19 protein-coding genes are annotated in these 21,904 nt (G+C 74.0%); 13 read left to right on the forward strand and 6 right to left on the reverse strand.

Features of this window, described 5'->3' with window-relative positions:
- Nucleotides 1–92: 92 nt before the first annotated feature.
- The gene (locus ACPXCS_RS33865) at nt 93–2,300 is read left to right on the forward strand and encodes an RICIN domain-containing protein (RefSeq protein WP_425951346.1); all 2,208 of its coding nucleotides are present in this window, start codon (nt 93–95) and stop codon (nt 2,298–2,300) included.
- Between the two features lie 6 nt (nt 2,301–2,306).
- Here the strand turns inward: ACPXCS_RS33865 and ACPXCS_RS33870 are convergent, their stop codons facing one another.
- Both ACPXCS_RS33870 and ACPXCS_RS33875 read right to left on the reverse strand, forming a co-directional pair.
- The gene (locus ACPXCS_RS33870) at nt 2,307–3,548 is read right to left on the reverse strand and encodes an SGNH/GDSL hydrolase family protein (RefSeq protein WP_425951347.1); all 1,242 of its coding nucleotides are present in this window, start codon (nt 3,546–3,548) and stop codon (nt 2,307–2,309) included.
- 38 nt (nt 3,549–3,586) lie between these two features.
- Nucleotides 3,587–3,850: a glycoside hydrolase family 95-like protein gene (locus tag ACPXCS_RS33875; RefSeq protein WP_425951414.1), complete on the reverse strand. Its 264-nt coding sequence runs from the start codon at nt 3,848–3,850 to the stop codon at nt 3,587–3,589.
- Between the two features lie 32 nt (nt 3,851–3,882).
- On the opposite strand from ACPXCS_RS33875, the gene ACPXCS_RS33880 reads away from it, so the two are divergent.
- From ACPXCS_RS33880 to ACPXCS_RS33905, 6 genes are all read left to right on the forward strand, one after another.
- Entirely contained in the window at nt 3,883–5,250 is a 1,368-nt protein-coding gene (locus tag ACPXCS_RS33880; protein ID WP_425951348.1) for a CAP domain-containing protein, read from the forward strand.
- A gap of 80 nt (nt 5,251–5,330) precedes the next feature.
- Nucleotides 5,331–6,008 carry an AIM24 family protein gene (locus ACPXCS_RS33885; RefSeq protein WP_425951349.1) on the forward strand — a complete coding sequence of 226 codons (678 nt, stop codon included), beginning with the start codon at nt 5,331–5,333 and terminating at the stop codon, nt 6,006–6,008.
- 216 nt (nt 6,009–6,224) lie between these two features.
- On the forward strand, nt 6,225–7,280 hold the full coding sequence (locus ACPXCS_RS33890; RefSeq protein ID WP_425951350.1) for a tetratricopeptide repeat protein: 1,056 nt from the start codon (nt 6,225–6,227) through the stop codon (nt 7,278–7,280).
- Between the two features lie 242 nt (nt 7,281–7,522).
- On the forward strand, nt 7,523–8,548 hold the full coding sequence (locus ACPXCS_RS33895) for a polyprenyl synthetase family protein (protein ID WP_425951351.1): 1,026 nt from the start codon (nt 7,523–7,525) through the stop codon (nt 8,546–8,548).
- Nucleotides 8,549–8,674: 126 nt separating this feature from the next.
- On the forward strand, nt 8,675–9,634 hold the full coding sequence (locus ACPXCS_RS33900) for a threonine/serine dehydratase (RefSeq protein WP_425951352.1): 960 nt from the start codon (nt 8,675–8,677) through the stop codon (nt 9,632–9,634).
- A 296-nt stretch (nt 9,635–9,930) separates the two neighbouring features.
- Nucleotides 9,931–11,580 (forward strand): serine/threonine protein kinase, encoded by a 1,650-nt coding sequence (locus ACPXCS_RS33905; RefSeq protein WP_425951353.1) that lies wholly within the window; start codon nt 9,931–9,933, stop codon nt 11,578–11,580.
- On the opposite strand, the gene ACPXCS_RS33910 is transcribed toward ACPXCS_RS33905, so the two are convergent.
- A complete protein-coding gene (locus ACPXCS_RS33910) occupies nt 11,572–13,014 on the reverse strand; it encodes a serine hydrolase domain-containing protein (RefSeq protein WP_425951354.1) in 1,443 nt (480 codons plus the stop codon). The genes ACPXCS_RS33905 and ACPXCS_RS33910 overlap by 9 nt on opposite strands.
- Nucleotides 13,015–13,087: 73 nt before the next feature.
- On the opposite strand from ACPXCS_RS33910, the gene ACPXCS_RS33915 reads away from it, so the two are divergent.
- The 3 genes from ACPXCS_RS33915 (at nt 13,088) to ACPXCS_RS33925 (ending at nt 15,877) form a co-directional block, all read left to right on the forward strand.
- A complete protein-coding gene (locus ACPXCS_RS33915; protein WP_425951355.1) occupies nt 13,088–14,059 on the forward strand; it encodes an LLM class F420-dependent oxidoreductase in 972 nt (323 codons plus the stop codon).
- Nucleotides 14,060–14,348: 289 nt separating this feature from the next.
- On the forward strand, nt 14,349–15,389 hold the full coding sequence (locus ACPXCS_RS33920; RefSeq protein WP_425951356.1) for a hypothetical protein: 1,041 nt from the start codon (nt 14,349–14,351) through the stop codon (nt 15,387–15,389).
- Nucleotides 15,390–15,451: 62 nt separating this feature from the next.
- Nucleotides 15,452–15,877: an SsgA family sporulation/cell division regulator gene (locus ACPXCS_RS33925; protein ID WP_425951357.1), complete on the forward strand. Its 426-nt coding sequence runs from the start codon at nt 15,452–15,454 to the stop codon at nt 15,875–15,877.
- A 68-nt stretch (nt 15,878–15,945) separates the two neighbouring features.
- On the opposite strand, the gene ACPXCS_RS33930 is transcribed toward ACPXCS_RS33925, so the two are convergent.
- A complete protein-coding gene (locus tag ACPXCS_RS33930) occupies nt 15,946–16,371 on the reverse strand; it encodes a DUF6328 family protein (protein ID WP_425951415.1) in 426 nt (141 codons plus the stop codon).
- Between the two features lie 218 nt (nt 16,372–16,589).
- On the opposite strand from ACPXCS_RS33930, the gene ACPXCS_RS33935 reads away from it, so the two are divergent.
- Nucleotides 16,590–16,937 carry a hypothetical protein gene (locus tag ACPXCS_RS33935; protein WP_425951358.1) on the forward strand — a complete coding sequence of 116 codons (348 nt, stop codon included), beginning with the start codon at nt 16,590–16,592 and terminating at the stop codon, nt 16,935–16,937.
- Nucleotides 16,938–16,952: 15 nt separating this feature from the next.
- Here ACPXCS_RS33935 and ACPXCS_RS33940 read toward each other — a convergent pair whose 3' ends face one another.
- The gene (locus ACPXCS_RS33940; RefSeq protein WP_425951359.1) at nt 16,953–17,936 is read right to left on the reverse strand and encodes an aldo/keto reductase; all 984 of its coding nucleotides are present in this window, start codon (nt 17,934–17,936) and stop codon (nt 16,953–16,955) included.
- Between the two features lie 139 nt (nt 17,937–18,075).
- On the opposite strand from ACPXCS_RS33940, the gene ACPXCS_RS33945 reads away from it, so the two are divergent.
- Nucleotides 18,076–19,815 carry a cholesterol oxidase substrate-binding domain-containing protein gene (locus tag ACPXCS_RS33945; protein WP_425951360.1) on the forward strand — a complete coding sequence of 580 codons (1,740 nt, stop codon included), beginning with the start codon at nt 18,076–18,078 and terminating at the stop codon, nt 19,813–19,815.
- 145 nt (nt 19,816–19,960) lie between these two features.
- Here ACPXCS_RS33945 and ACPXCS_RS33950 read toward each other — a convergent pair whose 3' ends face one another.
- Nucleotides 19,961–21,178 carry an FAD-dependent monooxygenase gene (locus tag ACPXCS_RS33950; protein ID WP_425951361.1) on the reverse strand — a complete coding sequence of 406 codons (1,218 nt, stop codon included), beginning with the start codon at nt 21,176–21,178 and terminating at the stop codon, nt 19,961–19,963.
- Between the two features lie 339 nt (nt 21,179–21,517).
- Here ACPXCS_RS33950 and melC1 point away from each other — a divergent pair, with 339 nt between their 5' ends.
- Complete coding sequence (melC1, locus tag ACPXCS_RS33955) at nt 21,518–21,889, forward strand: apotyrosinase chaperone MelC1 (protein ID WP_425951362.1); 372 nt, start codon at nt 21,518–21,520, stop codon at nt 21,887–21,889.
- The last annotated feature ends 15 nt before the right edge of the window (nt 21,890–21,904 follow it).

The raw sequence follows: 21,904 nt of genomic DNA on the forward strand, positions 1-21,904 counted from the left end.
ATCTTGACGTAGCTGGTACGGACCTTTAGGTTCACCGGTCACCACGTCACCTCGGCACCACCCCCGACCCCCCACCCCCACGGGAGAGTTCCGTGCTCTCAAGTCCCCCCGGCGGCCGACTGCGGCCGCTGCTCCTCGCCTTCGTGCTCGCGGCCACCGGAACCGGTGCCGCGGTCGCGCTCCCCGCCGCCTCGCAGGCAGCCGAGGCGGCCGCCCTGCCCACGAGCTGGGCCACCGTCGTCAACAAGGGCAGCGGCAAGTGCGTCGACGCGCGCGCCGCCGCCACCGCCGACGGCACGGCCGTGCAGCAGTACGCCTGCAACGGCAGCCAGGCCCAGCAGTGGCAGTTCCAGGACTCCGGTTCGGGCCGGGTCCGGGCCGGCAACCGCAACGACCCGGTCAAGGTCTGGGACGTGACCGACGTGTCGGCCGCCGACAGCGCGCCCGTCCAGCTGTGGACCTACGGCGGCGGGGCCAACCAGCAGTGGCAGGCGGTCGCGGAGGCCGACGGGGCCTACCGCTTCGTAAACCGGCACAGCGGCAAGTGCCTGGACGTCCCGGCCGCCTCCACCGCCGACAGCGTCCGGCTCCAGCAGTACACCTGCAACGGCTCGGCCGCCCAGTCGTTCTACGTGAACCCGGTGGCCGGCCAGCAGCCGCCCGGGACGCCCGACCTGGGCCCCAACGTCACGGTGTTCGACCCGTCGACCCCGGCCGCGACGATCCAGAGCGCCCTCGACGCGACCTTCGCCCAGCAGGAGACCAGTCAGTTCGGCAGCGCCCGCAAGGCCTTCCTGTTCAAGCCGGGCACCTACGACGCCGACGCCAACATCGGCTACTACACGCAGATAGCGGGTCTCGGCCTCTCCCCCGACGACGTGACCGTCCGGGGCGCGGTGCACGCGGAGGCGGACTGGTTCCAGGGCAACGCGACGCACAACTTCTGGCGTTCGGCGGAGAACCTGTCGGTCGCCCCGGTCTCCGGCACCGACCGCTGGGCGGTGTCGCAGGCGGCCCCGTACCGGCGGATGCACCTGCGGGGCAACCTCCAGCTGGACGACGGCGGCTGGTCCAGCGGCGGCTTCATGGCCGACACGGTGGTCGACGGGCAGGTCCGGTCGGGTTCGCAGCAGCAGTGGCTGACCCGCAACTCCCGGCTCGGCAGCTGGACCGGCTCGAACTGGAACATGGTCTTCGTGGGCAGCACGGGCGTGCCCGGCACGAGCTTCCCCAACCCGCCGTACACGACGGTGGCGCAGAGCCCGGTCGTCCGGGAGAAGCCGTTCCTGTACGTCGACTCCGCCGGGGCGTGGAAGGTGTTCGTGCCGGCCGTGCGGACCAACTCCTCGGGCGTCTCCTGGGCTTCGGGCGCTCCGGCGGGCAGCTCGCTGCCGCTGTCGGACTTCTTCGTCGTCAAGCCGGGCGCCACGGCCGCGCAGATGGACGAGGCGCTGGCCGCCGGAAAGCACCTGCTGGTCACGCCCGGGGTCTACCACCTGGACCGGACCCTGCGGGTGACCCGGCCGAACACGGTGGTCCTGGGTCTCGGCCTGGCCACGCTGATCCCCGACAACGGCATCACCGCGATGACCGTCGCCGACGTGGACGGCGTCAAGCTGGCCGGGCTGCTGATCGACGCCGGCACCACCAACTCGGCGCAGCTGCTGGAGATGGGGCCGAGCGGCTCGTCCGCCGACCACGGCGCCAACCCCAGCTCCCTGCACGACGTGTTCTTCCGGGTCGGCGGGGCCGCCGTGGGCAAGGCCACCACCAGCCTCACGATCAACAGCGACGACGTGATCGGCGACCACCTGTGGATCTGGCGCGCCGACCACGGCAGCGGCGTCGGCTGGAACACCAACACCGCGGACACCGGTCTGGTCGTCAACGGTGACGACGTCACGATGTACGGCCTGTTCGTCGAGCATTACCAGAAGCACCAGACGGTGTGGAACGGCAACGGCGGGCGGACGTACTTCTACCAGAACGAGATGCCCTACGACCCGCCCAGCCAGGCGGTCTGGATGGACGGCTCGACGCAGGGCTACACCGCCTACAAGGTGGCGGACTCGGTGACCCGCCACGAGGCGTACGGGCTCGGCAGCTACTGCTTCTTCAACGTCGACCCGAGCGTGACGGCCGAGCGGGCCGTCCAGGCACCGAACCGGCCGGACGTGCGCTTCCGGAGCATGGTGACCGTCTCCCTCGGCGGCAACGGCACGATCCGGCACGTGATCAACGACCGGGGCGGGCCGTCCGACTCCTCGACCAACGTGGCGAACCTGGTCGCGTATCCCTGACCCGGGCTAGCCGGATTCGCAGTCCACATCCCTGAGATCGACGGCGTCGGCCATCGCCTGCATCCCCTTGTCGTTGGGGTGCAGGTGGTCGCCGCCGTCGAAGACCGGCAGGATCCGCTCGGGGTCGTAGGGGCTGCGCAGCACGCGGTCGAAGTCCGTGACGGCGTCGAAGGCACCGCTGCCGCGGATGAAGGCGTTGACCTTCCGCCGGACCGCCTCCCCTTCGGCGTCCCACTCCTGCCAGCCCTTGTAGGGGGCGATCGTGGCGCCGACCACGCACTTGCCGGCCGCGTGCACCCGGTCGATCAGGGTCCGGTACCCGGCGATCAGCTCGTCGGCCGTGGGCGCCGGTTCGGCCTTGATGTCGTTGACGCCCTGGAAGAGGAAGACCGTGCGCACGCCCGGCAGCGAGAGCACGTCCCGGCTGAGGCGGTTCAGGGCGCTCTGCCCCGGGTCGTCGGTGAGGACCTTGTTGCCGCTGAGGCCTTCGTTGGCCACGCCCTCGATCGTGGTTCCGGTGTCCTCGGCCAGCCGGCGGGCGAGGTAGTCGGGCCAGCGGCGGTTCACGTCGGTGGTGGACTGCCAGCCGTCGGTGATGGAGTCGCCGAGGGCGGCCACGGCACCCGTTCCCGCGCGGGGCCGCACGGTGACGGCGTCGAGGTAGAACCAGGACCCGACGCGCTGCTTCCAGGGGGCGGCGCTCTCCTCGGCGCCGTGGTCGCCGTCGCTGGTGTACGAGGTCTGCATCGCCATCCAGTGCCCGGTGAGCGCGCCGCCCGCCCGGGCGACGTGGAAGCTGACGGCGAGTGTGCTGGCGGCGGGGACGTGGCCGGGCAGCGGGTCGCTGTAGACGATGCCGCCGGGCGGCAGGGTGACGGTGCGCGCGCCGTCGAAGGTCAGGCGCCGGTTGCTGCCGGGGACGAGGGCGGCGCCCCGCCGTTGCAGTCCGGCGTGCACGTTGTCGAACGTCACCGGCCGGTCGCCGAAGGCGTTCGACAGCCGCACCCTCAGGCCGCCGCCGCCGACGCTGGTGCGCACCATCAGCCGGTAGCTGCGGTCGTCGGCGGCCTCGCCGACGCGGTCGGCGGTGGTGGCCCAGGTGACCACGCCGTACCCTGACCCCGTCGGCGCGGTGGGCGGCGGGGCCGGCTGGTCCCCCGGGGACGTCCCGGTCCCGCAGCCCAGCGCGACGCAGGAGGACAGGGCGGCCAGGGCGGCAGGGCCGCGGGGGCGTGCGGTGCGGGGCATCGGCGCTCCTTCGGCCGGTCGGTGACGTACGGGCGGGGTCACGGCGCGAGGTCGCGCAGGGTCATGGAGCCGCCGGGCGCGAGGCGGACCTCGCGGGTCGTCCCGGCGTGGGCCACGGTAGTGGCGCGACCGCCCACGCTGCGCAGGGTGGCCTCGACGGGCCGGCCGTGCCGCCGGCTCAGGTCGAGCACGAAGCCGCCCCGTACGCCGGCGCCCCGGACGCTGCCCTCGTCCGCCCAGGCCTCGGGAAGGACGGGCAGCAGGCCCGGCGGGGAACTCGGGTGCGGGCGCGGGCGTCTCAGTAAGGGGCGGTGCGACGACGGCGGGGGGCGTGATGAGCGAGTTGGTTCCCGGCGGGAACCTGGCGCTGCCGGGCGGTGCGGTGACCGTCCGGGTGCCGGGCCCGTTCGACGTGTCCGCGCTGGTCACGGATGACACGGGGACCGTCCGTGACGACGGCGACTTCGTCTTCTACAACCAGCCAGAGGCGCCCGGAGCGCGCCTGCGGGGCGACACGCTCGTCGTGGACCCCGCGGGCCTGCGCCCGGGGGCGACCCGGGTCACCGTGGCCGTCAGTCCCGCCGAACCCGGGGCCGTGCTCGGCACCCTGCCCTCCCCCACCCTCCAGGTCACCGACGCCCGCGGCCGCGGGCTCGCCCGCTTCACGCCGCCGCGCCCCGACCGGGAGACGGTGCTGCTCCTCGCCGAGCTGTACCGGCGCGGCGACCGCTGGAAGCTGCGCGCCCTGGGCCAGGGCTACGCGGACGGACTGGCGGGGCTGGCACGGGACTTCGGGGTCGAGGTCACGGACGACGCACCGGACGGCGGGCCGGGCGCGGTGTCCCCCTCGGGGCACCCGGGGCGCGCGTCGGGCGCCGGCGCCACCCTCGCCTCCGGCTCGCCGTCCGCCGCACTCGCCGGCTCCGCTCCCGACGGTTTCCTGGCCCTGGTCAACTCCGCCCGGGCCGAGTCCGGTTCGGCACCGGTCACCCTCGACGACCACCTGGCGGCGGCGGCCCGGGAGCATGCCGCCGCGATGGCCGCGGCCGGTCGTCTGGGGGTCGAGACCCGGGACGGCGTCTCCGTCTACCAGCGCGTGCTCGACGCCGGGTACGCGTATCTCGCGATCGGCGAGCACCTGGTGTCCGGCCCGCGCACGGCCGCCGAGTTCGTCGCGTACTGCCTGCGCGCGGACGCGCCCGGCCGTGGTGTGCGGGAGCCCGCGTTCCGTCACGCCGGGGTGGCCCACGTCCGCGACGGCCGCTCCGGCGACGTCTACTGGACCGCCCTGTGGGCCGCACCGCTCACACCGGCGGGTCTCGAGCGCACGGCGGCGACCGTCACCGACCTCACCAACCGGGCCCGGGCAGGGGCCGGTCTGCCTCCCCTGGCCGTGGACCCGGTCCTCACCGCCGCCGCCCAGGCGCACAGCGCCGACATGGTGGCCCGCGCGTTCTACGCGCACACCGCGCCCGACGGCAGCCGGCCGTGGGACCGGGCCGCCGCGGCGGGCTCCACCCGGCGTGCCATCGGCGAGAACATCGCCTGCGGCCAGCGCTCCCCGGCGGACGTGGTGGAGGGCTGGATGAACAGCCCCGGCCACCGGGCCAACATCCTCAGACCGGACTTCACCCACATCGGGATCGGCTTCGCGGGCGGCGGCCGGGCGGGCACGTACTGGACGCAGATGTTCGGCGGCTGATCCCCCGCTCCCGCGCGCTCCGCTCCCCCGCCGCAGGCGCGATCTTGGCGGAGGGGAGCACTCCGGGCGAGGATGCCCGGATGAAGGGTGACCTCTTTTCCAGCGAACACATGGCACAGCCGGCCGTCGCGGCGGGCCTGGCGATCGAGAACGCCAAGTGCGTCCGGTACACGGTGAACGGCGAGATGCTCGCACGGCAGGGCGCGATGATCGCCTACCGCGGCGACCTCCAGTTCGAACGCAAGGGCCAAGGCGTGGGCGGCATGCTCAAGCGCGCGGTCACCGGTGAGGGACTGCCGTTGATGGCGGTGCGCGGCCAGGGCGAGGCCTGGTTCGCGCACGAGGCGCAGAACTGCTTCATCGTCGAGGTCGAACCCGGCGACGAGTTCACGGTCAACGGCCGCAACGTCCTGTGTTTCGACGCCACGCTGGCGTACCGCATCGCCACCGTGAAGGGCGCCGGCATCACGGGCGGCGGCCTGTTCAACAGCGTCTTCACCGGGCACGGCAGACTGGGCCTGATCTGCGAGGGCAACCCGATCGTCATCCCGGTCTCGCCGCAGTACCCGGTGTACGTGGACACCGACGCGATCGTCGGCTGGACCGCGGGCCTGCAGACCTCCCTGCACCGCTCCCAGTCCATCGGCTCGATGCTGCGCGGCGGTTCCGGCGAGGCCGTGCAGCTGATGCTCCAGGGCGAGGGGTACGTCGTCGTCCGGCCGAGCGAGGCGACCCCGCAGAAGCCCGGCCAGCACTGAGCCGGCCCTGACGCGGCACTGCCGCAGCCCCGGTACCCCCTGAGGCATCGTCAGGTGATCTGCGCCTCACAGGCAACCCGGTCCGTTCCGCCGACGTCTTGATCGGCAACAGGTGATGCCCTGGCCCTTGGTGGCCAGGGCAGGATTCCATCCTGCTATACACACCGTGTATACGCAGTGCGTAGAGATCGTGTGTATACGGACCGAAAGGCATCGATGTACGGCAAGGCATTCGCTCCCGAGTACCAGGGCGCGCTCACCACCCTGTCCGTCAACTCCTCCCTGACCGACGTCCTGGCCGCCGGGACCGAGCAGCTGAGAGCGGCCGAGCGCGCGGGCGAGCCCGGGGAGGTGGCGCGTTCCGGGCTGGCCGTGGCCGAGGCGCACCGCCGGCTGGGCCGGGTCGAGGACGCGGACCGTGCCTGGAAGGCGAGTTACCGCGCCGCCCGGCAGGCCGCAGACATGGCGGCGATGGCCTGGGCGCTGTGGAGCGGCGGCACCCTGGCCCGGCAGCGCGGCGCGTTCCCGCTGGCCCGCAGGCTGCTGCAGCTCGCGGCCGACCTGGGCGAGCGTGGCGGGGACGTCGTCGTCCGCGGCTACTCGCTCGCGGGGCTCGCCGAGACCGGCCGTATCCAGGGCGACTACGAGGCCGTCGGACGGCTGCACGAGCAGCTCCTCGCCGAGGCCCGGCGGCGCGGGGAGGCCCGGCACACCGTGTGGGCGCTGGAGGGCATCGCCCAGATGCACCGCAACACCGGCGACTACGACAGGGCCTACGAGCTGTTCGAGGAGGCCGCCGGGATCGCCGCGGGCGCCGACGACCGGCGGGGCCACGCCTGGGCGTTGCGCGGCCTGGCCGATGTCGTCTCGGTGCGGGACGGGGACACCGAGCGGGCCCTGGAGCTGCTGACCGAGGCGGAGGCGACCTGCCGCGCGATGCGGTTGTCCAGCGCGCTGGCCTACAACCACAAGATGCGCGGCAACGTGCTGTACCGGGCCGGGCGTCACGCGCAGGCGCGGGCGCTGTACGAGCAGGCGCTCGCGGAGTTCCGCGAGATGAGCGAGCCGCGCGGTGAGGCGCTGTCCCGCCTCGGTCTCGCCAAGTCCCTGGCCCGGCTGGGCCGCGACCACGCCGAGACGGCGGCCGAACTGGCCGATCTCGCGGCCACGCTGGAGCGGATCGGCCTCCGGCACGCCCACGCCATGGTGGCCCGGGCCTACGAGGAACTCGGCATACCGGCGGACACGAGGGCGACGGAGGCGGCACGGTGACGGCACTGCCGACGGCGACGACCGGGTCCCCCCGTCGCGACCGGGGCCCGTCCGGCCCGGACGCGGGGACGGCGGGCCCCGGCACCACGCCTCCGGGCCCGGACCCACGGACACACGGACGGACCGCGGCACCGCCCCGCCCGGAGAACTCCGCGCCCCCTGGGGGACACGTCGCGACAGCTCCGGCAGCGGACCCGCCCGGGCCGGTGAGCCGGGGCGCGGTGGCGGACGGCCGGCGGTCCGTGCCCGGGAGCGCCCTGGAGGATCCCGGCGACGCCCCCGGGATCCTGGACCGCTGCCGCGCCCTGGTCCGGCCCGCCCTCGTCGAGGCCGTGGAGCGGCTGCACCCCTGGGTCGCCGAGATGGCCGGCTACGCGTTCGGCTGGTGCGAGGCCGGCGGTGCCCCCGCCGTCGCCTCCGGCGGCAAGGGCGTACGGCAGGCCCTCGCGGTGCTCGGGGCGGAGGCGGCCGGTGCGCCCGGGCGGGCCGGAGTACCCGCGGCCGTCGCCGTGGAACTGGTGCACACCTTCTCCCTGCTGCACGACGACATCATGGACGGCGACACCGAGCGCCGCCGCCGTCCGACGGTGTGGAAGGCCTACGGCGCCGGTCCCGCGGTCCTCGCCGGCGACGCCCTGTTCGCGCTGGCCGTCGAGACGCTGGCGGCGCAGCCCGGCGGTTCCGGAGCGGTCCGGGCCCTGTCCGCGACCCTGGGCGACCTGGTGCGCGGCCAGGCCGACGACCTGCTGTTCGCCGACCGTCCCTGGACGGGGCCGCAGCGGGTGCGGCCGGAGGAGTACCGGGCGATGGCGGAGCACAAGACGGGCGCGCTGCTCGGCGGCGCCGCCGCGCTGGGCGCCCTGCTGGGCGGCGCCCCGCCCGCGACGGCCGCCGCACTCGACCGGGCCGGCCGGCACCTCGGGATCGCCTTCCAGATCGTCGACGACGTGCTGGGCATCTGGGGTGACCCGCGGGTCACCGGCAAGCCCGTCCACGGCGATCTGCGGGAGCGGAAGAAGACGTTCCCGATCCTGGTGGCGCTCGACTCGCCGAGCGGTGAGCGGCTCGCCGCGCTCCTCCGCTCAGGGAACGAGCCCGAAGCGGCCGCGGCGCTGATCGAGGAGGCGGGCGGCCGTGCGGCGGCCCTGACGGAGGCCCGGCGGCATCTCACCGCCGTCGAGACGACCCTGGCTCACGTGCCGCTGGCGCCGGGGGCGGCCGGTGAGCTGCGCGCGCTGCTCGCCTTCCTGGTGCGGCGCGACCTGTGAGCCGCCGCGGCGGGTCGCGCGGACCGCTCGGATCCCCCGTGCGGACCCGGCGTTGACCTGGGGCCCCTCGCCGGGTGAGGGTGCCGGGGGCGCGTTCCACGACCCCGCGCCGGGAGGAGGGCTGCCGTGATCGGCATCTCGGAGATCGAAGCCACGGCCGAACGGATCGCCGGGCACGTGGTGCGCACCCCGACCGTGCCCAGTCCGGGGCTGTCGGCGCTGCTCGGCGCCCCGGTCACCGCGAAGCTGGAACTGCTCCAGCGCACCGGCTCGTTCAAGGCGCGCGGGGCGACCGCCAAGCTGCTGTCGCTGAGCGAGGCCGAGCGGGCCGCCGGGGTGGTGGCGGTCAGCGGCGGCAACCACGGGATCGCCCTCGCGGTCATGGCCGCCGCGCTCGACGTGAAGGCCACGGTGGTGATGCCCCGCTCGGCGCCCGCCCGGGCCGTGGAGATCGCCGAGGACGCCGGCGCGTCGGTGCGGCTGACCGACGACATGGACGGCGCGTTCACGCTCACGGCCCGGCTCCGGCAGGAGGGGCTGACGCTGGTCCACCCCTTCGACGACCCGGTCGTCATCGCCGGGCAGGGCACCGTCGGGCTGGAGTTCGCCGCGGACGCCCCGGACCTCACCGACGTGCTCGTCAGCGTCGGGGGCGGCGGGCTGATCGCCGGGGTCGCCGCCGCGTTGCGGGCGCACCGGCCCGGGGTGCGGGTGTGGGGCGTGGAGACCGAGGGCGCGCAGGCGATGTCCGAGGCGCTGGCTGCGGGCGGCCCGCGACCGGTGGAACTGTCGTCGATCGTCTCCACGCTCAGTGCGCCGTCGGTCTCGCAGCTGACGTACGACCATGTCTCCGCCCTGGTGACCGAGGTGCTCGTGGTTCCGGACCGGGAGGCCGTGCGAGGCTCGCTCGACCTGGCCGACCACGCCAAGCTCTGGACCGAGCCGGCCGCCGGCTGTCTGCTGCCCGCGGCCCGGCGGGTGCTGGAACGGGTCGGTGACGGCGCCCGGCTCGGCCTCGTGGTGTGCGGGGGCAATGCCACCACCGGCGACATGATCGGCTGGGCCCGGCGCTTCGGCCTGCGCTGAGGATCGGCGCACGCGCGGGGATTCATCCGTTCGAATTCATCGGAGAGTGTCGAGTTCGATCGCCGGACACCTCGGCATTTACCGCCGGTTACGCCGAGGCCGGCGAGGCGAATGGGCGAACTGCCGAGGTGAACGTCCCTGCGGGGCCCGAAAGACTTTTTTCCTCGCACACTTGCTCCCCTGCCTTGAATAAAAGACAGGAATGGGCGGGGAGTTGCGATCCGTTTGAACGGAGGCGGCCCCGCTTCCCGTACCTCTGGAAAAGGTGAGAGCCAGGTTTCCAGCGAGGGATGGCCATGGGCAGGGCGCACGTCTCCAGACACCAGTTGGTCGCCGGCCGGTACCGGCTGCTCGAGATCATCCAGCGCGAGACCAACCGCATCTGCTGGTACGCCGAGGACCTCGGCGCCGGCGAGGTCTCCCGGCCGTGCCTGCTCACCCAGGTCGGGTTGCCCGACGACCCGTCCGGGAACGAGCGCCGCACCGCCGCCCGGCTGCTGCGCGCCTCCGAGAGCATGGCCCTGCTCCGCCCCGGCCGGATCGCCACGGTCGTCGACGCCATGGAGGAGGCCGGTGCCCTGTGGACCGTCAACGAGTGGATCGACGGCACACCGCTCAATGAACTCCTGTCGGAGCAGGGCACGTTCAACTACGTACGGGCCGCGCGCATCGGCCTCGGGGTGCTCGACGTGCTGGACGCGGCGCACGCCGAGGGCATCACGCACGGCGAGCTCAGCCCCGGCCAGGTGTTCGTCCGGGAGGACCAGTCGGTCGTCGTCACCGGCTTCGGCCTGGCCGGCGCCACCCTGGCCCCCCGCCTGACGGCACCCGCCTTCGCCTCTCCCGAGCAGGCGCGCGACGAACGCGTCGGGCCCGCGGCCGACCTGTGGGCGCTGGGCGCGATGCTCTACACGATGGTCGAGGGACGCCCGCCCTTCCGGGACCGGGGGCGCCCGGAGAACACCCTGAAGGGCGTGGACCGGCTGCCGCTGCGCACGCCGATGCGCGCCGGACCGCTCGCGCAGGTCGTGCAGGGACTGCTCCGCAAGGACTCGCGGGAGCGGCTGACCCGCCCGGTGGTCCGCGAGGCACTGACCCGGGCACTGAGCGAGGACCCCGAGACGGCGGCGCTGAGTTCGGTGTCCGTGCCGCGCCTGCGGGGCGTGTACACGTCCGTCCGCCCCGGGAGCACGGGCTGGAGCAGACGGACCATGGTCGTGGGCACCGCCCTGGCCGTCGTCACCGTCGCGGTCGCCGTGCTCGCCGCGACGCACGGGCTGCCCGGCGGCGACACCGGCAGCGACGCCGCCGACACACCGTCCCGGCCGCCCGCCTCCGCCGCCCCTCCGGGCGAGGACACCGGCCAGGACGGCCCCGAGCCGACCGCACCCCCGGGCCCGACCGGCTCCACCGGCCCCGCCCCCACTCCCACGCCGACGCCCACCGGCCCGTCCCCGTCCCCGACGCGGTCCGATCCGGCCGCTCTGCCGCCCGGCTTCCAGCGCTACCAGGCGCCGGAGGGCTTCTCCGTCGCCCTGCCCGAGGGCTGGAAACGGCTGGACACCGACCGTCAGGGCGATCTGGCCTACCGGGTCGTCTTCGGCACCGCCGACCGCACCCTGGCCGTCACCTTCAGCGCCCGCGTCGGCCCCGACCCCGTGGCCGTGTGGCGGGACGACGTCGAACCCGACCTGAAGCGGTCCGGACACTACGAGCGGATCGGCGAGATCAGGGCGACGACGTACCAGGGCCGCGAGGCCGCCGACATGGAGTGGACGTCGGACGACGGCGGGGACCGGGTGCGCACCTTCGGACGGGGCTTCCTGCTGGGCGGGGGCCGGAGCTTCTCGCTGCGCTGGACGGCCCCCGACGCCGACTGGAAGGACGACGCGAACCAGCGGGCGCTGCGCACCGTCCTGGCCACGTTCCGCCCGGGCTCAGCCTGAGCGGCGCGGCGCGCGCCGCGAGGTGAGCCCGCCCCGCTCCAGCGGCTGGGTGCGCCAGCGCGCGGTGACCGTGCCCTCCGCGAGGGAGCAGGTCAGCGCGAGGCGGTGCGGGGTCTCCAGGAACACCACGTCGACGGCGAGCATCCCGGCGTCGGTCCAGCCGCCGCTCACCGCGGTCGGCAGGGGCTCCTCGGCTACCGTCCAGCCCTCGGCCCCGACGCGCAGCCGGACGGGGTCCCCGTCCGGGCGCTCGCCGTCGGTGAGCGTCAGCGTCCAGCCGCCGGTGTCCCGGTCGAGCCGGGCCGCCCGGACGGGCCCGCCGCCCGAGGCCGTGAACGGGGCGGCGGCCCAGTCACCGGCCCGGTCCGGCGGTGCGGACGCGCCGGGGGCGGGCGGCAGGGTGAGCCGGTCGAGACGCTCGCGCAGGCTCGCGTCCGCGTCCTGCCGGCCGGGCAGCGGCTCCGGCCCGAAGGCGGGCAGCAGATGCTCCCAGACCAGGTTGAGGAGGTCCTGCATCCGCTCGGTCGCGGCAGTCGTGGCGATCACCGCGTCGTGCTCGGGCAGCACCAGGCAGAACTGGCCGTAGGCGCCGTCACCCCGGTAACCGTGCCGGGACATCCAGAACTGGTAGCCGTAGCCCCGGTCCCAGTCCTGCCGGTCCGTGTCGCCCATGGCGCCGGCGGTCGGCATGTGGGGCCGGGCGGCCCGGGCCACCCAGCCCTCGGGGAGCAGCCGCTTGCCCTCCCACACGCCGTCGCCGAGGTAGAGCTGGCCGAGCCGGGCGACGGCGTCGGTGGGGGCGTGCAGGCCGCTGAAGCCGATCTCGCGGCCGGTGCGGTCGCGCCGCCAGGACACCTCGCCGATGCCGAGCGGGTCCAGCAGCCGGGGCCGCAGGTAGTCCGAGAGCGACTGCCCGGTCACCCGCTGCACGATCGCGCCGAGGGTGTAGGTGGTGGGCTGGTTGTAGGCGAAGACCGTGCCGGGGTCGCGGTCGGGCGGCAGCAGCAGGAATCCCCGGACGGGCTCGGCGGGATCGCCTCCGAAGGCCTCCTCGACGGTCTCGCGCTCGTGGCCGCTCGCCATGGACGCCACGTGCCGGACCAGCATGGCCCGGCTGCGCGGGTCGGTGATGTCGGCCTCGAACTCGGGGAAGTACGACAGCACGGGCGCGTCGAAGTCCAGCAGCCCCTCGGCCTCGGCCAGGGCGGCGGCGGTCCCGGTGAAGCTCTTGCTGAGCGAGTACAGCAGATGGGGCCGGTGAGCCGCGTACGGCGCCCACCAGCCGGAGGCGACGAGACGGCCGTGCCGCATGATCATCAGGCTGTGGGGTTCGATCTCGGGGGCGGCTTCGAGGGCGTCGAGGAAGGCGTGGACACCGGTGGCGTCGACACCCTGGGCTGCGGGGCCGGAGGACGGCAGGGCGGAGGCACTCATGCGGGCATCCTGCCCCTGACCACCGGCCCTGATCGACCCGTTTCCGCGCCCGACGTCAGGGGACCCGGCGGTTATGGTGCAAATCGGATACACGATGACGACCGAGCAGGCCGGCCCCCGCGAGCTCGTCGACCACGTCGTGCGGGCCGAGGAGGTGGGCTTCGACTTCTCGGTGACCTCCGACCACTACTTCCCGTGGTTGCGCTCGCAGGGCCACTCGCCCTACGCGTGGGCGGTGCTCGGCGCGGCCGCCCAGGCCACGTCCCGTATCCCGCTGATGACGTACGTGACGTGCCCGACGTTCCGCTACCACCCGGCGGTGGTGGCGCAGAAGGCGGCGACGGTGCAGCTGCTGTCCGAGGGGCGCTTCCGGCTCGGCCTCGGCTCGGGCGAGAACCTCAACGAGCACGTGGTGGGCGGCGGCTGGCCGTCCGTGGACGTGCGGCACGAGATGTTCGAGGAGGCCGTGGAGATCATCCGCGCGCTCTTCGAGGGCGGCCACGTCAACCATCGCGGCACCCACTTCGACGTGGAGTCGGCCCGGCTGTGGGACCTGCCGGACGAGGCACCGCCCATCGGCATCGCCGTCTCCGGGGAGCGCTCCTGCCGGCTCGCGGGCCGGCTGGGCGACCTGGTCATCGCCACGGAACCCAAGGCGGGCCTGCTGGAGGCGTTCGACCGGCACGGCGGCGAGGGCAAGCCCCGCGTGGGCCAGTTGCCGGTGTCCTACGACCCCGACCGGGACACGGCCGTCAAGCGCGCGCACTCCCAGTTCCGCTGGTTCGGCAGCGGCTGGAAGGTCAACTCGGAGCTGCCGCACCCGGATTCCTTCGAGGCGGCGACCCAGTTCGTCACGCCGGACGACGTCGCCGCGTCCATCCCGTGCGGCGACGACCCGGACGCCTTCGTCGAGGCCGTCCGCCCGTACGCCGAGGCCGGGTTCACCGAGGTCGCCCTCGTCCAGATCGGCGGCGAGTCGCAGCCGGCGTTCCTGGACTGGTCGGAGAAGACGCTCCTGCCCGCTCTGCGCGAGGCGTTCGGCTGAGCTCCGCCACAGGCTGTTCTGCCAGAAGGGTCCTCCGCCGCGGAGGGCCCTTCTCCAGCCGCGCGCTCAGCCGCCGCGCCTCGGCGGTGGAAGGCAGGAACCCGGCCGGGTACGGCCACGACCCTCTCGGCCGGAGCCCGTTCCGCGTCGGCGAGCCATGCCGGGCCAGGCCCTCGGAACCGTCTCCGACCTGCGAGGAGTGCGTCAGCGCGGGTGCGGCGGCGGGGCCGGTAGGCTGCCGCCGGTACCTCGTGCCCGTCCGATCCGCACCGTCCCAGGAGAGTCGTCCGTGACCGTTGCCCTCACCCCGCCCGAGACGTCCCCCGCGTCCCCGGCACCCCTGTCCGACCTGGTCGCGCGGGACGCGCGGGAGTTCGGGGCGTACGCCCGGACCGGCGGGTGGGCCTTCGGGCTGAAGGTCGCGCGGAGCGTGCGGCCCGGCGGGCAGGGCGCGGACGAGACGCCGAAGATCTCCGCGAAGGAGTTCGCCGAACTGGCCGGGTGCTCCCCGGAGCGGGTCATGCGCTACTACAAGGCGTGGGACCGGGCGGCCGACGACGGGATGGTCCCGCACTTCGAGGCCCTGGCGCCGGGGCAGGAGGTGGACCTGCCGGACGCCGACGTGTGGCTCACCTACTACGTCTCCCGCAGCAGCGCGACGTCCGAGCGGGGCGCCGCGATCACGGAGGCCGCCGAGGCGGAGGGCATCCGGCCGACGAAGGCGCTGGAGGTCGCGGAGAACCCCACCGCGCTGCGCGCCGCGATCCTCGCCGACCCCGCCACCGCCCGAGCGGCCCGCCAGGCCCTGCTGGACCGCGTCCGCGAGGACCCCGGGCTCCAGTCGGAACTGGCCCGGGACGTGGTGCGCACCGATGAGCTGAAGAAAGCCGTCGCCGGCGAGAGCAGGGCGGCCGACCGCATCGGATACGTCCGCCAGATCGCCGAGTCCGGGCAGATCAAGACGCCCGCCGGGCAGACCGTGGACGCGCCCGCCGACCTCCGCCAGGAGGCCGAGCGGCACCTGTCGCTCCTCGACGAACTCGACGAGGGCGAGGACGCGGGCGAGTGGGCCACCGAGGCCTACGACACGATGAAGTCGCTGGTCGTCGAGGCCGTGGAGGCCGACCCGGGGCTGCGGGTGCGGGAGCGGCGCACGAAGTTCTACAGCAGCCTGCAGAAGGCCACGAAGGTGTTCGAGGAGCTGACCTTCGACGACGCCGGGGAGTTCTACGAGGACGACATGGTCGAGCGTCTGGAGGAGCTCCAGCGGGCCGTCGCGGTCTGCATCGCGTCGCTGCGCGGGGCCCGCGGGAATCACCCGGACAGCTGAGCATTTCGCGGGGATCGGGGGTACTAGAGGGCTCTACGTCGGTTCTTCCCGGAGGCCCCCTAGTGAACTCGTTCGTCCACAAGACCCTGGTGGTGCAGCTGCAGGCGGGCGACGCGGACCGTTTCTCCGTGCTCGCCCACCTGAGCTATGACACCGCGGACCCCTTCGCCGTCACGGTCGTCTTCAGCCACGACGGCCGGGTGCTCGCCCGGTGGCAGCTGGACCGGGAGATGCTCGGTGACGCCCTGCGGCGTCCGGTCGGGGTGGGCGACGTGCGGATGCGGCCCGAGTCGCGGGGCATGTGGCAGGAGCTACGCATGGAGTTCTTCGGCGACGCGCGCGCGGACGGCGGCCGCCACCACGCGGTGGTGTTCGCCTGGGCCCCGGCGTTCGCGGCGTTCCTGAGGGAGACGCACGAGCTGGTCCCGCCGGGCCGCGAGGAGGTCCGCGTCGACGACTTCCTGGCGAACGTCATCGCCGGGGGCTGACCGCCCGGGGGACACGGGTGCCCGGGCGCCCCGGCGCGTACGGCTTCCGCGCGCGGGGTGGACCGGCGTCACTGCGAGGTGTGGCGGTACCTGGTCCACAGCGGCAGGACGTACCAGCACAGCAGGTACCAGCCGACCACTCCGGCGACCAGGTAGGGCACAAAACCGTCGTGCGTGGCCACGCGCAGGATCAGCAGCAGTGACGACGTCGTCGTGGCGAGCAGCAGCACCAGGCCGAGCAGGGTCATACGGGAGGCCAGCCGTACCGCCTGCGGCTTGACGCGCCGGCCCGAGACCAGGCGGTGCAGCGACACCGGGCCGATCAGCGCCCCGGTCGCGCACGCGCCGAGCACGACCGTCACCAGGTAGATCGTCTGGTCCGTGCTGGTCAGATCGTCGTACTTCTCGGTGAACACCACGGTCAGCAGGAAGCCGAACAGGATCTGCACGCCCATCTGGGCGACGCGGACCTCCTGGATGAGCTCCTGCCACATCCGGTCCGCTCTCTCGTCCTCCGTCTCGTTGCGCCCCCGGCGCACCGCCCCGCCCTCTGCCGTGTTCGCCACTGCGTCCTCCCGTGGGTGATGCCCTGCCCTCTGCCGTTCCGAGTGCCCCGGAAAAGGCCGTCCTCCCGCGCGCGGCGGTTTGAGCGATCAGCGGACGGTTACACGGACGACTCGAAGGACGCACAGCGCGAGGAGGTCGTGGACGTATGTCCGGTACGCAGCTCACCGTGACGCTCAGCGGCGGAGGCGCCGGCGACGCACGAGCGGTCGTGCGGGCGCTGGAAGGCACGTTCGGCGCGCCGGACGAGTTTCCCGCCGACGAGAACGCGACGGTGCACACGGCGACCTTCGACGGCGACGCGCCGTCGGGTCGCGCGGGAAGCGACGGGGAAGACGGAGGGAGCCTGTCGGCGCCGGTGACGGTGACCGTGCAGGGCTCCCCGGAGGCGGTGCGGCGGGCGAGCGACACGCTCGCCCGGGCCTTCACGGCACGCGACGACGGTGCCGCCTCCGGCGACCAGGAGCAGGAGAGGCAGCTGCTCCTGGAGCCGTGAGCACCCTCCGGTCCGCTACCAGCGGGATTCCACCTGGTCCTTGATCCGCCGCTCGTACAGGTCCCGGACGGCCTCCAGCGTCTCGGCCGGCGGCGTGGGCAGCCGTGCGGCGTCCGCGTTGGCCCGGGCCTGCTCGGGCGAGCGGGCACCGGGGATCACGGTCGTGACGCCGGGCTGCTCGATGATCCAGCGCAGGGCCAGCTGGGCGGGGGTGTACCCCTCGGGGGCGAGCGCCGCGAACTCGGCGGCGGCCTCGACCCCGGTGACGTAGTCCACGCCGGAGAAGGTCTCGCCCACGTCGAAGGACTCGCCGTGCCGGTTGTAGGTGCGGTGGTCGTTCTCCGGGAAGACCGTGTCCCGGGTGTACTTGCCCGACAGAAGGCCGGAGGCGAGCGGTACGCGGGCGATGATGCCGACGCCGGCCTCGCGGGCGGCCGGGAGCACCTCGCGCAGGGGCTTCATGCGGAACGGGTTGAGGATGATCTGCACGCTGGCCACGTTCGGCCGGGCGATCGCGGTCAGCGCCTCGGCGCAGGTCTCGACGCTGACGCCGTAGGCCGCGATGCGCTCCTCCGCCACCAGGGTGTCGAGGGCGTCGAACACCTCGTCCGAGGAGTAGACGGGCGTCGGCGGACAGTGCAGCTGCACCAGGTCGATCCGGTCGACGCCGAGGTTGCGCCGGGAGCGGTCGTTCCAGGCGCGGAAGTTGTCGAGGACGTAGTTCTCGGGGATCTGGTCGACCCGGCGCCCCATCTTGGTGGCGACCAGGACGTGCAGGTCCGGCCTGCCGCTGAGGAAGGCGGCGATGGTCTGCTCGCTGCGGCCGTCGCCGTACACGTCGGCGGTGTCGAAGAAGGTCACCCCGGACTCCGCGGCCGTCTCCAGTACCGCGAGGGCCTCCTTGTCGTCGACGTCTCCCCAGTCGGCACCCAGCTGCCACGTACCGAGACCGACGACGGAGGCGTGCTGACCCGACCTGTCGAATGTGCGCTCGTCCATGGGCGTCAGTCTGTCATCCGCGACGGGTGCGCGCGGACCGTGCCGCTCCGGCTCGCCGACTCCGCCGGGTTCACTCACACGAGTGAAGGAAGGCGGCAGGTATATGTCACGTGTCAGCCGGCCCCTAGCGTGACCCGACGTGACGACTGGTTCCGTGGACAACGACCGCGAGCACGCCCCCCGTTGGTCCCGCCGGGGTTTCCTCCTGTCGGCTGCCGCCCTGGCCGTCGTGCCGGGGCTGCCGGCGGATCCGGCGGTGGCCGCCGCCGAGCTGCCCGGCTTCCCCGCGGACGTCGCGCTGTACCGCTCGGGGTACCGCAACTGGGTCGGCGAGATCACCGCCGACGGACTGTGGGCCTGCGCCCCGGACGGCCCGGACCAGGTGGTCGCGGTCGTCAACTGGGCCTGGCGACAGGGCTGGCGGGTGCGGGCCCGGGGCGCCGCGCACGGCTGGTCGCCCCTGACGGTGACGGAGGGGACCCGCTCCGGTGCGCCCGTCCTGCTCGTCGACACCGCGCCCCACCTCACCGGTCTTTCCCTGCGGGCGCCCGGCGAGGTGCGCGCCGGGACCGGCGTGACCCTGGAGGCCCTGCTCGCCTTCCTGGAGGAACACGGCCTCGGCGTCACGGCCGCCCCCGCCCCCGGTGTCCTCACCCTGGGCGGCGCCCTGGCCGTCGACGCCCACGGCACCGCCGTCCCCGCCCGGGGCGAGCGGCGCCTGCCCGGCCACACCTACGGCTCGCTCAGCAACCTGGTGCTGTCGCTCACGGCCGTGGTGTGGGACGAGCGGTCCGGCTCCTACGCGCTGCGCACGTTCCACCGCGACGAGACGGACGGCGCCGCGCTGCTGGCGCATCTGGGCCGGTCCCTGGTGACCGAGGTGGTGCTGCGGGCGGGCGCGAACACGCACCTGCGGTGCGTGAGCCGCACGGACATCCCGGCCGGGGAGCTGTTCGCCGCGCCCGGCTCGGGTGCGGAGCGCACCCTCGCGCGCTTCCTCGACGAGGCCGGGCGGGTCGAGGCGATCTGGTTCGCCTTCACCGAGCACCCCTGGCTGAAGGTGTGGAGCGTCTCCCCCACCCGGCCGCTGACCTCGCGGGCGGTGACGCGCCCGTACAACTACCCGTTCTCGGACAACGTCCCGTCACCGGTCGCGGAGCTGGTGGGGCGGATGACGTCGGAGGCGGCCTGGTACCTGGCGCCGGTGCTCGGCGCGGCGCAGTACGAGGCGGCCGCGCTCGGGCTGGTGGCGACGCTGTCGGCGGACCTGTGGGGGCCGTCGAAGAACACGCTGCTGTACCTGAAGCCGACGACGCTGCGGGTGCACGCGAACGGCTACGCGGTCCTCACCTCACGGGACCGGGTGCAGCGGGTCGTCGCGGAGTTCGCCGCGTTCTACCGGGAGCGGCTGACCGCGTACGCCGCCCGGGGCAGCTTCCCGGTCAACGGCTCGGTGGAGATCCGGGTGACCGGGCTGGACGACCCGGGGGACGTGGGGGTCGCCGGGGCCCGCGCGCCGCTGCTGTCCGCGCTCCGGCCGCGCGAGGACCACCCCGAGTGGGACACGGCCGTGTGGCTGGACGTGCTGACGCTGCCGGGTACGCCGGACGCGGAGGCCTTCCTGCGGGAGATCGAGCGGTTCCTGCTGCGCACCTTCGACGGCGGGTTCGCGCTGACCCGGGTGGAGTGGTCCAAGGGGTGGGCGTACACGGACGAGGCGGTGTGGAGCGACGCGGAGGTCCTGGGCTCGGTGGTGCCGGCCGCGGTCGGCACGGCCGCGTGGACCGAGGCGGGCGCGGTGCTGGACCGGCTCGATCCGCACCGCGTGTACGGCAACGCCTTCCTGGACCGGCTGTTCGGCGGGAGCGCCACGGGCTGACGCGCACCGCCGGGGCGCGGGAGCCGGGCGGCGCCGGGCGCCACGGGTTGAGGGGCACCGCGGGAGCCGGGCGGCGCCGGGCCGGGCGCCGCCACACCAGAGGGCCCGCCGCCCCACCGGGCGGGGCCCCCTGCCCGCGCCGTGCTCAGGACTGTCGTTCGCCGGAGAGCGTCCGTGCGTGGACGCTCCGCGCCACCCTGGGGCCGAGCCAGCGCTTGAACCGGCGCAGCGGCTCCAGCTGTCCGGCGGCCCGGTCGAGCCGGTAGTACAGCTGCGGCGGCACGTGGGGCAGCAGGGGCGAGTGGCGCTGGCCGAGCAGGGCGAACATGCGCTCGGGAGGCAGGTGGATGTAGCGCGGGAGGTTCTCGTACCACTGGGCGCTGTAGCGGGCTGCGCTCTGCACGGGCAGCAGGGCCGCCCGCCGCTCGCTCTCGTAGCGGGCGAGGGCCTGCGGGAGGGCGGCGTGCTCGCGCAGGGCGGCGGCCAGGGCGATGGCGTCGTCCAGGGCGAGGGTGGTGCCGGCGCCGATCGAGTAGTGCGTGGTGTGCGCGGCGTCGCCGAGCAGGACGAGGTTGCCGTGGTGCCAGGTGCGGTTCGTGAGGGTGCGGAAGGTCTGCCACGGGTTCCCGCCGGGGCGTGCGAGCAGGGGGTGGCCCTCCAGGACGCCGGCGAAGAGCCTCTCCAGCAGGGCCCGCCCGTCCGCCTCGCTCGCGCGGTCGAGGCCGAGTCCGGTCCAGGTCTCCGGAGCGCACTCGACGACGCAGGTGCCGCGGTCGGGCCCGTACCCGTAGCCGTAGCACCAGATCCAGCCGTGGGCGGTCTCCACGAAGGCGAACGTGAAGGCGTCGAAGGACCTGGTGGTGCCGAGCCAGAGGTACCGGTTGCGCCCGGCCGTGAGCCGGGTGCCGAAGTGCGTGGCGTGGCGTGCCCGCAGGTCGCTGTGGACGCCGTCGGCCGCCACGACGAGGTCGGCGTCCGAGGGCAGGTCGGCCGCGGTGACCTCGCGGGCGTACTCCAGGCGCACCCCGAGGTCGCGGGCGCGGGCGGCGAGGATCTCCAGGAGGCGGTGGCGGCCGATGCCGTGCCCCTCGTCGCCGCGGTGCCGGGCCGTGAGGTCACCGATGTGGGCGACGCCGTCGCGCCAGCGGACGGAGTCGGCGCGCAGCGCGCGGGCCGACTCGGGGTCCTGCTCGTGGAGCCGGTCGAGCAGGTCGCGCCAGTAGGTCACGCCCCAGCCGTAGGTCGAGCCCTCCGGGTCGCGTTCGTGGACGGTGATGTCGTGGGACGGGTCCTGCCGCTTGAGCAGGATCGACAGATACAGACCGGCGGGCCCACCGCCGACGCAGGCGACCTTCACGCACACCCCTGAGGACTACCGAGAGCGGTCAATTGCGGACGCAGAGTAGCAGTGCGTCGGCGTCATCGGCCGGAGCGGAATCGCGTCACCTTCGGCGCGTGACCCGCACCACGCGTACCGCGAGGCTCGGGGAGAAACATCCGCCCCAGCACCCCCCTAGGGCGGAACTTCCCCGTCCGCGCGGGTCCGCGCTCACCCGGCAGCAAGATCATCTTGGTTCAAGTCTGCACGACATAAGGGGAATTGCCCGGATCACAGCCAACCGGCTCGCGTGGATTTCTCCCGGAACCGCACGGGCCGATAGGCATGCGGTGCCCTCACCCGAACGAACCGAGGAGATCCCGTATGCCGGAACTCAGCCGTCGCCGTGCGCTCACCGCCGCGGCCGTCCTCGCCGGAACGGCCGGCGCCCTGCCGGCCCTCATGCCGTCGGCCACGGCCGCCGACCACCACCACGGCTCCCCCCAGGCCTTCGACGAGGTCTACAAGGGCCGCCGGATACAGGGCCGGCCGGCCACCGGCTCCGGTCACCACCACCACGGCCCGGGATACGCGGTGTTCGTCGACGGGGTGGAGCTGCACGTGATGCGCAACGCCGACGGCAGCTGGATCAGCGTCGTCAGCCACTACGACCCGGTGCCCACCCCGCGCGCCGCCGCCCGCGCCGCGGTGGACGAGCTGCAGGGCGCGCCCCTGCTGCCCTTCCCCGCCAACTGACCTCCCACGCACGGC

Origin of the sequence: Streptomyces sp. DT190 (genome assembly GCF_049846985.1) — a bacterium.
Classification (GTDB): domain Bacteria; phylum Actinomycetota; class Actinomycetes; order Streptomycetales; family Streptomycetaceae; genus Streptomyces.